Genomic DNA, 12,855 nt, shown 5'->3' on the forward strand with positions numbered 1-12,855 from the left:
CGCGTTCGCGGCCGTGGCCGCTTCTCGGGCTGGCCGCCCTCTCGCCAACGTTTCGCGGCCCCCGGCTCTCTCCGTCCCTTCGACTCAGGAGCAAGCCATGCAGAACTTCGTCTCCGGCCACCAGGCCGACACGACGGAAGATTTCCTCGAACTCGCCCTCGGTACCCCGGTTGACCTGTGGCTCGGAGTCCAGGGGGAGACCGAGGAGGAGCGCGCCGCCCGGCTGGACGCGGCGCGCGACATCCTCGCCGACTACCCCGAGCTTCCCGACCGCGCGGTGCAGGTGGCCGCGCGCACGCTGGACGAGGCGGGCCTGCTGCGCCTGGCGCCGCTGCCCACGCCCAACGCCGCCCGGCGCCGCAACCTGCGGACGGGGGTGGCCGCGTGAGCCAGAACCTGACGCTGGACGACCTGTCCGCGCCGATGCGCGCGCTGCGCCTGCTGGCCGTCGACTTCGGGCACCTGCCGGCTCCCACCTTCGGCCTCTCGCCCATCTACCCGAACCGGTTGGAGCTGGCGCTCCACTCCGGACTGCCCGACTTCGAAGCGTGGCGCGAGGCGCTCGATGCCGTCCCCGGCGACGTCGAGTACCGCGTCCAGGGCGACGGCCGGACGCGGGTCCTGCGCACGACTGTCGCGTACGCGGGTGCCGAGCTGGAGTTGGTCGGCTACGGCGACATCGCCGCCCCCGTGCTCGCGGAAGCGGGTGCGGCATGAACGCCCCGGCGCGGGTCGACGCCCCGTTGACGCCCGTCGAGACGCCGTCGACGTCCGCCACCGTGGACCACGCCATCACCGCGCTGGCCGCGGTGCTCACCGTAGTGCTGACCGCGGTGGCGTTCTGGCTCTCCTACGAGCACTTGCAGGAGGTGGCCGCCCGGCACGGCATGGCGGAGGCGGTGGCCCGGTCGTGGGCCTGGCCCGCCACGGTGGATCTGTTCATCGTGATCGGGGAACTGCTGATCCTGCGTGCCTCGCTTGCCCATCGGGTCGACTGGTGGGCAATCGCCCTGGTCACCGCAGGAGACGGCGCCTCCATCGCGCTGAACGTGGCCGGGGTCGGGCAGGACGCCAACGCCCTCAACTACGTGGTCGCCGCGGTTCCGCCCGTCGCTGCCCTGCTCGCGTTCGGGGCGCTGATGCGGCAGGTGCACACCTATCTCGCCCGACGGGCGATGACGGGCGTCACCACCCCGCCGACGGGCGTCGAAGCTCCGTCGACGCCCGTCACAGTGCCCGTCGACGGCCCGCAGCCCGCGCCGACCGCATCCGCGAACCTCATGCTGGATCCGGTGCCCGTGGCTCCGGCGGAGCCGGTGGCAACCGAGACCGCGTTGACGCCCGTCACCTCGGATCCGGTACCCGTCGTCAAGTCGTCGACGGTCGTCGACCTGTGCCCACCGGTGATCTACTCGAACCGGGTCGATCAGTTGGTGCGGGCGCTGTACGGCACCGACTTCACGCAGCCGAGCACCACGCGCATGACGATGGCGATGGCCGGTGCGGGGCTCGGGGCGTCGGAGTCGACGGCCCGCACAGCGCGCGGCCGGGTCAAGGCGCGTGAGCAGTACCTGGCCAACTTCCCCGCCGCGATCGCCGGTTGAGCGGGAGGCCCGCGTCATGTCACGCGCCTATGGCCGCTGCTTCGATCCGACCGGCGCCCGCTACGGCATCCCGACCTACCCGTTCCGCCTGGCCCCCGACGGTCTGGCCACCCGGCGACAGCTCCGCGCGAAGGGGCTGCGTCCGGGGGGTCAGCCGATCGCCGCTCAGGTGATGCGGGCCAACCGGCGGGCCGGGGGCGTGCAGGTGGCCTACCTCTACCGGATCGACCTGGCCAAGCCGGTCCGTCCGATGACGTCCCGCAAGTGGGGTGCGCTCGCGCTGGCCATGTTGGCCCGCCGCACCTGCCCCCGCTGCCTGCTCGATGTCGGCTACTGCATCCCGCGCTCCTACGGCATCTGCGGGGTGTGCCTGGCCGCCGAGGAACAGCGCGCTGCCTGAGTCCTTCAACTCCCAAGGAGCTCCGCTATGTCCAGTCGTACCCGTACCCGCAAGGTGAGGACCGCCGCGGGTGTCCACACCGTCCAGCTCCCGCGACAGCGCGGGCGCCGCTCGCAGCCGTTCGTGGTCGTCGTCCCGGAGCGGCCCTCCCTGACCCGCGAGGCACTCAGCTTCGTGGGCCGCGGGCTGTGGATGGCCCGTCACGCGCTCGCGCCGACCGGCCTTGCCCTGCTGGCCCTTGTCATCACCGGCCTGCTGCACGTCATCGCCTGGTGGTCCGCTCTCGTGCTCGCCCCCGCGGCCGTCGCGCCGGCGGTGTGGTTCGCCGTCGTGCAGCGCTCGCGCCCGGCGCAGGGCTCCACGCTGGCCTGGCGTATCGCGCTGGCCGTGTTCGCCACGCTCGCGTTCGCGTGGGCGGCGCTGGCGGCGGGGTTCGGACCGTGGGCGGGTCCGCTGTCCCTGGTCTGGCTGCTGACGCTGATCGTGGCGCAGACCACGTGGCTCATCGTCCGCCGCACGCACTGACCTGAGGAGATCACGTCTGATGGCAACCCCGACGCGCAACGGCACCGGCCGCAATGGTGGCGCCGCGAACAGCACGAACAGCAACAACGGCAAGGGCAACAAGTTCGCCAACGTGGGCGCCGCCGCTGGCGGGTTCGTCGGTGCGATGGGCGGCTCGTTCGTCCCGCCGATCAACGTCACCGTCAACAACAACCGCAGCCGGAGCCAGGCTGGCGGCGGCCGGTCGGGCAACCAATCCCTGCTGCCTGCGCCGGAGTTCACCTCCCCGGCGCAAGTGCGGAACTACTGCAACACCCTCCGCGCGGCCAGCGTGACGCTGTCCATTGAGGTGGCCATGGCTGCCGAGATCCTGGAAAGCGTCCTGGCGGCCGTGCCGGACCCGGAGGGCCGCGCGTTCGGCTCCCGGATCCGGGCCCGGAAGGTGTCCCGCAAGATGCGCAAGGCCGCCGACGGCATGCGGGACGCGGCCAAGAACGCCGCCGCCTGCTACTCGGCTTTCCAACAGGAGTTTGAAGAAGAGATCAACCGGGTGCGGCACCGTGCCCGGCGTCCCGCTCAGCCGGTCATGAACTGGGCTCAGCAGTAAGGAGGTCGGGTTATGGCCCGTGATCGAAACAGCATGACGACCTACTACCCCGACGGCATGCCCGGCTACGTCATGGACCCGCAGGGAGGGCCCGAGAACGGCACCGTCCGCGCGTACCTGCTGCACAAGGCCAAGCCGCACATCCCGCCGTGGCTCGGGTGGGGCGCCGCCGGTCTGGTCGGCGCGGTGGGGCACTGGCGGTGGCCGGACAACACGGCGGCCGCCGTGGGCCTGACCCTGGCCTCGGTGGCGCTGACCGGCGTCACCTGGGCCGCGGGCAAGTCGACCACCAAACAGCGCCGCATGCACTCCGCCGTCACGGTGGCGTGCGGCTCGGCATGGGTGACCGCCGCCTGCCTGGCCGGACCCACCGCCGGGCCGGTCGACGACCTGTACCTGATGGGCGGGCCCGCGGTGGCCCTGTCGTGGAACGTGCGCATGGTCCTGCGCCACAACGCCGAAGGGGCCGCGGGCAGTTCGGACGGGGGCCTGTTGGAGAAGGTGGGGTTGGCGCGGGCGCAGATCGGTGCGGCGAAGGTGGAGCCCAACCGGGTCACCGCGCCGCTCGCGCTGCAGCCTGGCGAGCAGACCAATGACGACGTCGCCAAGGCGCTGGCCCGGATCGCGTCCGCGCTGGACCTGCCGAAGTCAGCCGTCCGCTACAGCCCCGACCCGGACTCCGAGCGCCGGGGCGATCTGGTGATCGTGCCGGAAGACATGCTCGCGGAGGTCGTGGAGTGGGAGGGGCCCTCCAGCCTGGGGGGCTCGATCGCGGAGCCGCTGGTCATCGGCCGCTACGACGACGGTGCCCCGCTGCTGATCTGGCTTCCGGGTGATCCGGACGCGGGTCGCAACTCCACACACGTGCTGGTCGCGGGCGGCACCGGCTCCGGCAAGGGCGACGCCGCCCTGAACCTGCTCACGGAGATCCAGTCCCGCACCGACGTGATCGTGTGGTTCTCCGACCCCAAGGCGTTCCAGGACTTCGCACCCCTGCGCTCCGGTCTGGACTGGGCTGCGGAGGGCGGCTCGCAGACGGAAGTCATGGTGGCGGCCGTCGAGGCGGCCATCCCGGCACGCACGCGCTGGCTCGGCTCGCACGGCTACCGGCAGTGGGTTCCCGCCGCGGCGCAGGTGCAGAGCGACCCGGAGCACTCCTGCCGCACGGACGGCCGGGCCTGCAGCTGTGCGGGGATGCCGTTCCTGGTGGCCTGGTTCGAGGAGGCCGCCAACACCCTCCGGGCGATGGGTGACGACGCGTTCACCGGCATCGCGCAGGAGGCCCGGTCCGCCGGTATTTCGCTGATCGTGTCGTTGCAGCGGCCGTCGTACGACCAGATGTCGACCAGTACCCGCGCCTCCCTCCCGTCCGTGATCGCGCTCGGCTGCGACCCGCGGGATGAGGGGTTCTCGCTGCCGGAGACGGTCATCGACGCGGGGGCGCACCCCGGGGCGTGGGGCAACCGGCGCCCTGGCTACTGCTACGTCGTCTCGCCGGGCATCGACGAGGCCCGCTACCCCTCTCCGGGGCGCACCCGGCGCTTCACCCTGCGCACGGTGCCGGTCATGGAACGGCTCGCTTCGTGGGCGCAAGCCAACGGCGCGGTTGCCGATCCGGTCACCGCCGGTGCGGCCTCCGGCGTCGCCGGGGGCGCGTACACCGGCCGCATCGCACCAGACAGCACCGGTGAGCCGGTGGCGCTGCGGGTTGTCGACGAGGAGGACGACATGGAGCATGGCGGTCTGCTGGTCGACCCGGAGGACGCGGACATCGACCCCGAGGCGGAGCTTCCCGAGCCGGAGGAGGGCGACGACGCCCCGATCTTCGGTGAGGAGGCGGGCCGTAAGCCGTCTCCGGAGGAGGCACGCCGGCTGTTCGCCGCCGCGCTGGAGGAGTTCGAGGATGAGGGCCGCATGATCGTCGGTCCGAAGGACTTCACCGACTGGTGCGACCAGCACAACCTGTCCCGCTCCTGGGTGTCCCTGCGGCTGAAGGAGGCTGCTCACGAGGGCCGGTTGGACGCCACCAGCACCACCGGTCGGTGGCGCATCGTCCCCGCCCTAACGGCCGCCTGACCGCCGTAACGCGTTACGGCGGTCTAACACCCAAACCCCTAGGCAGGCACGCGTGTTACCCGCCCTAACAGCGGCCGTTCACGCTGCCTAACACCTGCTCGTAACACCCACTCGCACGGGCCCGCCCGCGTCTGTGGGGCGGGCCCGCGGACCTTCCGAAGGGAGCCCGATGCCCCACCGTGACCCGCCGGGGATCCTCGCCCCGCACATACCCGCCGACGCCTACCGCCGCGCCGAAGCCACCGGCGCCCCGGTCGTCATCGTTGTCCAGGGCAGCACCCACCACGGCATTCCGTGGCAGCGCGCCCTGATCCCCTTCGCCGTTGTCGGCGCCGCCGCACTCGGCACTTGGGGACTGGTCGTCGCTCTGTGCGCGCTGCTGGACGCCGTCGCTCACACCGCCACCGTCATCGCCGGCGCCGCCGGACCGATCGGCGTCGGCGGAATCACCCTCAAACTCACCCGCTCCAAGCATTGAACCAGGGAGACAGCATGTCGCTCGGAGAGACCTCGGTCACGATCATCGGCAACCTGACCGCCGATCCGGAGCTGAAGTTCACCGACTCCGGCCAGGCGCTCGCCAAGTTCACCGTCGCATCCACCCCGCGCACCTTCGACAAGGACTCCGGCCAGTGGAAGGACGGCACGTCCACGTTCTTCCGTTGCGCCGCCTGGCGCTCGCTCGCCGAGCACGTCGCCGAGTCCCTCACGAAGGGCTCGCGCGTGGTGCTGTCCGGCCGGATCCGGCAGCACAACTGGCAGACCGAGCAGGGCGAGAACCGCTCCATGCTCGCCGTGGAAGTCGACGACATCGGCGCCTCGCTGCGCTTCACCACCGTCGCCATCAACGGCAAGACGGTGGACAAGCCGGACGCCTCCGGCGACCCGTGGAACACCGACGGCAACACCGCCAAGCCCCCGTTCTAGATACGCCCGGGGCGGTCGCCCTCTCGCCAAAGAATCGCGACCGCCCCGGCTCTCCCGTCCCTTCGACAGAACCGGAGACCTCCAGCATGACGCATGACGCACGACCCGCGCTGCTGTCCGCAGCGCTGCAAGCAGCCGCCCGCGGGTGGTACGTCCACCCGCTCCGCCCCGGCGCCAAGGGCTCTGCGCTGCACGGCGAACGCACCTGCCCCCAGACCGGCGAGTGCACCGGCGGACACCTGAAGTGGGAACAGCGCGCCACCACCGACCCCGACCGAATCCGCGCCGCGTGGGCCGCGGGCGCGTTCAACGTCGGCATCGCCACCGGGCCGTCCGGCCTGGTCGTCGTCGACCTGGACGTGCCCAAGGAGAAGAGCGGGAAGGGCAGTTCGGACGCGCCTGACGGCGCGACGTCCTTTGCGGCGCTCTGCGAGCGCGCCGGACAGCCAGTCCCCCTCACGTACACGGTGCGGACGCCCAGCGGCGGACTGCACCTGTACTACGACGTGCCGCCGGACGTCCGGCTGTTCAACACCGCCCGCACCGTTGCGCCGAACGTGGACACCCGGGCGTGGGGCGGGAACATCGTCGCCGCGGGCAGCACGCCTCAGGGCGCCTACGAGGTCATCAATGGCGCCCCGGTGGCCACGCTGCCCGCCTGGCTTCTGAGCCTGCTCCAAACCCCGGCCACACCCGACCGGGCACCCGCTCCACTGCTCATCCCGGGCCAGGCCACCCGCCGCGCTGAGGTGGCCCTGGCGCGCGAGACGGCCGCCGTCAGGGGCACGGCGGAGGGCGGGCGCAACAACCGGCTGTTGGCGGGCGCCCGCGCCCTGGGGCGCTTCGTGGCCTGGGGCGAGATCACCCAGGACGCGGTCGAGACGGCTTTTCAGGCGGCCGGCGAGGCGGCCGGACTGTCCTCGGGCGAGTGCCGGACCACAATCCACAGCGCCCTGGACTGGTCGATTCGCACCTGCCGGCCGCGAGAGACGGCATGACCACCGCCCCGGCCCGCGCGGGCCTGAAAAGCCGTCCCGACACCGCCGATCGGCCGGACTCCGCCAACACCGCGGTGCCCGTGGCTCCTGATTGCGGCCGAAAGAAGGTCGCCCGTCAGGGCGTCCTTTCAGCCCTTCCCCCCGAGCAGCCCCCGAGCACCCCGCCGCGCGGTGACGGACGCTTCCCCGTGGCCTGGCTCCACATCCGCGCCCCGTACGGTGCCACCCCAACCGCCACCTCCAAGTGCCTGTGCGGCCGTGACCGCAGCGCCGTCGGCCACCGCAAGGTGCTGGCCCTGATCGCCGATCACACAGCCCACAGAGACGCCTGCCCGCTCCGCACCACCCAGGAAAGGAGGAACGCCGCATGACCAGCACCAACACGCCCACGCCGCCCATCGACGGCGCGGCCCTGCTCGATGAGGTCGAAGCGTTCCACCGCCGTTTCAACATCTTCCCCAGCGAAGCCGCGTATGTGGCTGTGACCCTCTGGGACGCCCACGCTCACCTGCTCGATTCCTTCGATTCCACTCCGCGCATCGCGTTCCTCTCGCCGGAGCCGGGATCCGGCAAGTCCCGCGCGCTGGAGATCGTGGAAACCCTGGTGCCCAACAGTATGGCTGCTGTGGCTGCGTCGGCATCGGCGCTCTTCCGCTCGGTCTCCGGCATCGACGGTGAGCGCCCAACGATCGTCTTCGACGAGATCGACACCGTGTTCGGGCCCAAGGCCGGAGAGAACGAACAGCTCCGCGGGTTCCTGAACGCCGGACATCGGCGCGGGCGGCTCATGTACCGGTGCGTGGGAGACGGCGCCAACCAGACTGTGCAGGGCTTTCCCTCGTACGCCGCGGTGGCCATGGCCGGACTCGGCTCGCTGCCCGACACAATCCTGACCCGCTCGGTCATCATCCGCATGCGCAAGCGCGCGCCCAACGAGACAGTTGAGCCCTACCGCGAACGCCTCAACGAGCACGAAGGCCATGCCTTGCGCGATCGGCTTGCCGCATGGGCCGACACCGTCCGCGACCGCATCGCCGGCGCCTGGCCCACCATGCCGGAGGGAGTCACCGACCGCCCGGCAGACGTGTGGGAACCCCTGCTCGCGGTCGCCGACGCCGCCGGGGGCGCCTGGCCGGAGCGCGCCCGCCTGGCCTGCGTGGAGCTGGTCCGCGCAGCGCAGGACAACAGCGAAACCTCGCTCGGGGTACGCCTGTTGACCGACCTGCGTGACCACGTCTTCAACGGCGCCGACCGCGCCCCCACGGCCGTCATCCTGGACAGGCTCAACAGCCTGGAAGACGCCCCCTGGGGGGACCTCAACGGCAGGCCCCTGGACTCCCGGCGGCTCTCGCGGATGCTCAAGGAGTACATGCGGGCGGACAACAAGCCGATTCAGGCTCGCAACATGCGGACCGCGTCCGGACTGCTCAAGGGCTACTACGCGGCTGACCTGCGGGACGCATGGATGCGCTACTGCCCGCCGCCGCTTCCGCCCCTTCCGGAATCCGCTACATCCGCTACATCGGCCGCGCCGGACGCTGAACCGCTTCTGACCAGCGTCAACGCGTAGCAGACCGACCACCTACCAGCCGCTACACCGCCCTCCCGGGCCGCTACATCCGCTACACCCTGGGGGCGGTGTGGCGGTTCTATCCGCTACACGCCACGCATCCGCTACAGAAAACAGGCCCCTGACCTGCGATGTAGCGGATGTAGCGGATGTAGCGGACCTGCGGGAAGGACGGCGTAACTATCCGGGACAGGAGAGACGCCGTGGCCAGGCCGCGCGACGAAATGCTCACGATCTCGCAGGTGATCGAAGAAGTCGGGATCCCGCGAGCGACCTTCTACCGCTGGCGCGCATGCAAGAAGGGCCCGAAGTCCATCAAGCTCCCGAACGGCGCTGTACGGATTCGTCGTTCGGAACTCGACCGTTGGTTGACCTCGTTGGAGGAAGCCGCGTGACACGCAACAACCAAGGGGTCGGGCAGAACAGCAGCCCGGCCCCAGAGGGGTTTTCCTTCGACGTGCGTCTTTGGAAGGTGACCAAGGCGCAGAGCAAGGCCCGCCCCCACCAACTCCGTTGGAAAGTCGGTGGCAAGGTAAGCAGCTCCACCTTTGCCACGGTCGCGCTCGCGGAGAGCCGTAGATCGGAACTGTGGCAGGCAATGCGCCGTGGCGAGGCATTCCGCATCGCGGACGGTCTGCCTGAATCCGAGGTACGGGCCGAGGCCAGTGCGGAGCAAGCCCGTACGGAACTGCCCTGGTTCGCGTTCTGCCGCGAGTACATGGCGATGCGCTGGCCGACCGCTGCGGCCAAGACCCGTGAGGGCATCGCCGACGGGCTCGCCGCGGTGACGCTGGCCCTGGTGGAGCAGGAACAGAAGATGCCGTCACCGGAAGAGCTACGCCTAGCCTTCCGGTGGGCGGTCATTCCCAAGAACGTTGAACTTGACCCGCCGGAGGAACTTGAAGACGCCTACGGGTGGATCTCCAAGAAATCGCTTCTCGTTTCCTCGCTGGAAGACCCGAAGATTCTCCGTGATGTTCAGTATCGGATCTCCTTCAAACTGGACGGCACACCCGCGGCGGGGGAGACCTCCCGTCGTCGTCGGCGCGCGCTTAACACGGCGGTTGAATACGCCATCGAGCGCAAGCTGCTGACGGAGAATCCACTCACCGCCATCAAGAAGGTGAAGAGTTCCTCATCGGACCGTGTGGACCCCCGTGTTCTCGTGAACAAGATGCAGGCTGCTCAACTCCTCGCGTCGGTCTCGTACGTCGGGACATGGGACCGCAAGAAGGGCCGGCGCCTGGTGGGCTTCTACGCGGTCATGTACTTCGCGGGGCTCCGCCCGAGTGAGGCTGTGGGCCTCAGGAAGGCTGATTGCTTCCTCCCAGAGAAGGGGTGGGGCGTTCTGACGCTCCACGACACGCACCCCGTATCTGGCAAGCAGTGGACAGACAGCGGAGAGCGCCACGACAAGCGCGGCCTGAAGTCGAGGGAGGCCAAGGAAGACCGGCCGGTCCCGATTCCGCCGCCGCTCGTGGCCATACTCCGCGCCCACCTGAAGGAGTTCGGCACGGCCAAGGACGGGCGGCTCTTCACGAACGAGCGGGGCGGTCTCGTGGGCAGCAGCACCTATTGGCGCGTGTGGCGGGACGCTCGGGGGTACGCACTCTCGCCGGACCTTCAGGCTTCCATCCTCGGGGGTCGGCCGTACGACCTGCGGCACACCTGCATCACGACGTGGCTGAACGCCGGCGTGCCCGTGGCCGAGGTCGCCCGTCGGGTCGGCAACTCGCCCGAGGTGATCCACCGCGTCTACGAGGGGTGCATCTACGGCCAGGAGGAGGCCATGAACAAGAAGATTGAAAAGGAACTGGACTGGCCAGACGATGAACTCTCCCGTTGAGACTCACTACCTGGGGACGGGTGCCTGATGCCTTGTGACCAAGCACCCGCCGCGGCTGCTGGACGGTGGAACGGGCTTGGGTGCGAGACGAGCACCATTGTCAGCCGGTCAGGAACTTTCGGACTGTCAGCCCTAGAGTGGCGGTGCCAAGGAACACGGCACCGCCGGCTCCGAGTGCACCCGACAGCTGAGTTCCGGTGGTCCAGAAGAGGCCAGTAGTGGCGATGGCGAGCGTCAGGGCAGCGATCATGATGATCGCTGCCCAGACGCCACGGAGCGACGGGTCTTGATTCGGCATGGGTTCGGTCCTCTCCCAGCAGGGCGATTGATGCGGAGTCTTGGGACGCTGCAATGGTGACTCTGCCAGGAAGTAAAACCGCAGGTCAAAGGCCATACGATGCCGTTGTGCTGGAGTGCTTCAGTCGTAGTGCTTGCTCTGTTGGGCAGCCTTGCTGTAGTCAAAAGGTCGTTGTGCTGTCGTGCCCTGTCCCTGGTGACGGGGCTTTTATAAGGAAGAACGACCAGGACCCCCGGGACCCCGATACCCCCACACCCCGGTCTCTCCTGCAGGAAGGCAAAAGATCATGGAAACGCGAGACCGGCGCGAAGAAGCGCTCACGCATCTGCGGGGGGCGGCGGCTAAGTCGCAGCGATCGGGGAATGTGCCGTTCCCGCCGGCATTCGTCATTGCGGCGGCCGGGCAAGACACTCCGCCGCCGCTTGCGCGGATGATCCAAGGGGGTCAGGGTGGCGCTGTCCGCTTGGCTCTGTACCTCTGCATCACCATGATGGCGACGAGCAAGCCCTACGACCTCAAGGCTCCGCCCATTCCCAAGTCTTGGGCTCGCATGCTGGCACTCGACCCAGGGACTGGCGCACGGCGCGTGTCGCGCAATCTCAAGTGGCTTGCTGACAACGGGTTCATCAAGCTGGAGCCGCGTTGGGGCGGTGCGCCCGCGATCACGCTCTTGAGTCCTGCTGGGAGTGGCGGCGAGTACGTCCGCCCCATAGAGCAAGGTCGGTATATCGGTGTGCCCATCGAGTTCTGGACCCAGGGCTGGCTCCTGGATCTATCGCCAACGGCGGTGGCGCTGCTCCTGGTACTTCTCAATGAGCTAGGCGGCAAGGACAAGCCTCGGTACGTCACAGCGGAGAAGCGTCATCGCTACGGACTGTCCTCCGACACGTGGACGAAGGCCACCAAGGAGCTGGTGCAGCACCAGTTGCTGAGGGTGGGGCAAGAGACGCAAGGCAGCTTTTACGAGTACGAGAGGAGGAGGAACACGTACTGGGTCGAGGTTGAGCGCTTGAAGGAGCAGCCCTAGAGGCCCAGCAGGAAGCTGCGCCCTCTATCGCAGGTCTATCGCGATCAGTGCGAAACAACGAGAAAGAGCGGGACCCAGTGAGACTGGCTCCCGCTCTCTTCTGTCGGCATCCGCCCTGGTCAGCGCTTGATTCCTGCTGATCCTCGGCGAGTGCCCCCGGCAGGATTCGAACCTGCGCACACGGCTCCGGAGGCCGTTGCTCTATCCCCTGAGCTACGGGGGCGTGTCGGGCGCCTTGCTTGGCGGCGACGGGTAGAACCCTACCAGCTCTGGTGGGGTGTTCATGAACGGTTTCCGGGTCGCGGCACCCGGTGCGAGCTGGGGTGGCTCGCTCGCAGGGGTGGAAGTGGGGAAAACCCGGACGCGGTGGCGGGTGTCGACCTACTCTCGAGTTGTGCCAGGCGCGTTCGGCCGGGTTCTTGTTGTGGACGACAACAAGGTCATCCGGCAGCTGATCAGGGTCAATCTCGAGCTCGAGGGGCTCGAGGTGGTGACCGCGGCCGATGGTGCCGAGTGTCTGGATGTCGTGCATCAGGTGCGGCCCGATGTGATCACCCTGGATGTGGTCATGCCGCGACTGGACGGGCTCCGGACGGCCGCCAGGCTGCGCTCCGATCCCCGTACTCGTGATCTCCCCCTCGCCATCATCAGCGCCTGTACCCAGCACGAGGTCGACAGTGGCCTCGACGTCGGTGTCGACGCCTTCCTCGCCAAGCCCTTCGAGCCCGCCGAACTCATTAACCTCGTACGGGAGTTGATCGAGCGGAAGGGGAGGGAAGTGCAGGAAGAGGGCGAGGGGGCGGAGGGCCGGGAGGTGGATGAGGCCGTCTGCGGAGGTGGCCTCGGGGGAGCCGGGGAGATCGCCGGGCGTACCGGTCGTAACGGCGGTTGACCGTTCAGGTCGGCTGATCGTTCGGGTGGCCACGCCATGGCTCGGCGGCGAGGCGAGTCGGCTGCACGGCATTGGTTGCTCGGCCGCCGCCGGGTCGGTCCGCCCG

At 69.3% G+C, this 12,855-nt stretch carries 17 protein-coding genes and 1 tRNA gene; 16 read left to right on the forward strand and 2 right to left on the reverse strand.

The features are described from left to right. Positions 1-97: 97 nt before the first annotated feature. From ACHBTE_RS24865 to ACHBTE_RS24930, 14 genes are all read left to right on the forward strand, one after another. Positions 98-388: a hypothetical protein gene (locus ACHBTE_RS24865; protein ID WP_394726288.1), complete on the forward strand. Its 291-nt coding sequence runs from the start codon at positions 98-100 to the stop codon at positions 386-388. After that, entirely contained in the window at positions 385-717 is a 333-nt protein-coding gene (locus ACHBTE_RS24870) for a hypothetical protein (protein ID WP_394726289.1), read from the forward strand. Before ACHBTE_RS24865 ends, ACHBTE_RS24870 begins: the two co-directional genes overlap by 4 nt. Further along, on the forward strand, positions 714-1,604 hold the full coding sequence (locus ACHBTE_RS24875; RefSeq protein ID WP_394726290.1) for a DUF2637 domain-containing protein: 891 nt from the start codon (positions 714-716) through the stop codon (positions 1,602-1,604). Before ACHBTE_RS24870 ends, ACHBTE_RS24875 begins: the two co-directional genes overlap by 4 nt. Positions 1,605-1,620: 16 nt before the next feature. Further along, the gene (locus ACHBTE_RS24880; protein WP_394726291.1) at positions 1,621-2,004 is read left to right on the forward strand and encodes an RRQRL motif-containing zinc-binding protein; all 384 of its coding nucleotides are present in this window, start codon (positions 1,621-1,623) and stop codon (positions 2,002-2,004) included. A gap of 27 nt (positions 2,005-2,031) precedes the next feature. Continuing rightward, positions 2,032-2,529 carry a hypothetical protein gene (locus ACHBTE_RS24885; protein ID WP_394726292.1) on the forward strand — a complete coding sequence of 166 codons (498 nt, stop codon included), beginning with the start codon at positions 2,032-2,034 and terminating at the stop codon, positions 2,527-2,529. A 19-nt stretch (positions 2,530-2,548) separates the two neighbouring features. Further along, positions 2,549-3,115 carry a plasmid transfer protein TraA gene (gene traA / locus ACHBTE_RS24890; RefSeq protein ID WP_394726293.1) on the forward strand — a complete coding sequence of 189 codons (567 nt, stop codon included), beginning with the start codon at positions 2,549-2,551 and terminating at the stop codon, positions 3,113-3,115. Positions 3,116-3,172: 57 nt separating this feature from the next. Next, on the forward strand, positions 3,173-5,191 hold the full coding sequence (gene traB, locus ACHBTE_RS24895; protein ID WP_394726337.1) for a plasmid transfer protein TraB: 2,019 nt from the start codon (positions 3,173-3,175) through the stop codon (positions 5,189-5,191). Positions 5,192-5,360: 169 nt separating this feature from the next. Next, positions 5,361-5,669, forward strand: a complete 309-nt coding sequence (locus ACHBTE_RS24900) for a hypothetical protein (RefSeq protein WP_394726294.1) — start codon at positions 5,361-5,363, stop codon at positions 5,667-5,669. A 14-nt stretch (positions 5,670-5,683) separates the two neighbouring features. After that, positions 5,684-6,118: a single-stranded DNA-binding protein gene (ssb, locus tag ACHBTE_RS24905; RefSeq protein ID WP_394726295.1), complete on the forward strand. Its 435-nt coding sequence runs from the start codon at positions 5,684-5,686 to the stop codon at positions 6,116-6,118. 86 nt (positions 6,119-6,204) lie between these two features. Then, positions 6,205-7,116: a bifunctional DNA primase/polymerase gene (locus tag ACHBTE_RS24910; protein WP_394726296.1), complete on the forward strand. Its 912-nt coding sequence runs from the start codon at positions 6,205-6,207 to the stop codon at positions 7,114-7,116. After that, complete coding sequence (locus tag ACHBTE_RS24915; protein WP_394726297.1) at positions 7,113-7,487, forward strand: hypothetical protein; 375 nt, start codon at positions 7,113-7,115, stop codon at positions 7,485-7,487. Before ACHBTE_RS24910 ends, ACHBTE_RS24915 begins: the two co-directional genes overlap by 4 nt. After that, positions 7,484-8,686: a DUF3631 domain-containing protein gene (locus ACHBTE_RS24920; RefSeq protein WP_394726298.1), complete on the forward strand. Its 1,203-nt coding sequence runs from the start codon at positions 7,484-7,486 to the stop codon at positions 8,684-8,686. Before ACHBTE_RS24915 ends, ACHBTE_RS24920 begins: the two co-directional genes overlap by 4 nt. A gap of 182 nt (positions 8,687-8,868) precedes the next feature. Beyond that, the gene (locus tag ACHBTE_RS24925) at positions 8,869-9,081 is read left to right on the forward strand and encodes a helix-turn-helix transcriptional regulator (RefSeq protein WP_394726338.1); all 213 of its coding nucleotides are present in this window, start codon (positions 8,869-8,871) and stop codon (positions 9,079-9,081) included. Beyond that, a complete protein-coding gene (locus ACHBTE_RS24930; RefSeq protein WP_394726299.1) occupies positions 9,078-10,532 on the forward strand; it encodes a tyrosine-type recombinase/integrase in 1,455 nt (484 codons plus the stop codon). Before ACHBTE_RS24925 ends, ACHBTE_RS24930 begins: the two co-directional genes overlap by 4 nt. Positions 10,533-10,632: 100 nt before the next feature. On the opposite strand, the gene ACHBTE_RS24935 is transcribed toward ACHBTE_RS24930, so the two are convergent. After that, a complete protein-coding gene (locus ACHBTE_RS24935) occupies positions 10,633-10,926 on the reverse strand; it encodes a hypothetical protein (protein WP_394726300.1) in 294 nt (97 codons plus the stop codon). Positions 10,927-11,116: 190 nt separating this feature from the next. Between ACHBTE_RS24935 and ACHBTE_RS24940 the strand changes: the two genes are divergently transcribed. Beyond that, positions 11,117-11,857, forward strand: a complete 741-nt coding sequence (locus ACHBTE_RS24940; RefSeq protein ID WP_394726301.1) for a hypothetical protein — start codon at positions 11,117-11,119, stop codon at positions 11,855-11,857. A 151-nt stretch (positions 11,858-12,008) separates the two neighbouring features. Here ACHBTE_RS24940 and ACHBTE_RS24945 read toward each other — a convergent pair. After that, a tRNA-Arg gene (locus ACHBTE_RS24945) sits at positions 12,009-12,080 on the reverse strand. Between the two features lie 201 nt (positions 12,081-12,281). Here ACHBTE_RS24945 and ACHBTE_RS24950 point away from each other — a divergent pair. Continuing rightward, positions 12,282-12,749, forward strand: coding sequence for a response regulator (locus tag ACHBTE_RS24950; RefSeq protein WP_394726339.1), 468 nt, complete (start codon positions 12,282-12,284; stop codon positions 12,747-12,749). The last annotated feature ends 106 nt before the right edge of the window (positions 12,750-12,855 follow it).

This window comes from Streptomyces sp. M41, from assembly GCF_043673425.1.
Lineage (GTDB): Bacteria > Actinomycetota > Actinomycetes > Streptomycetales > Streptomycetaceae > Streptomyces.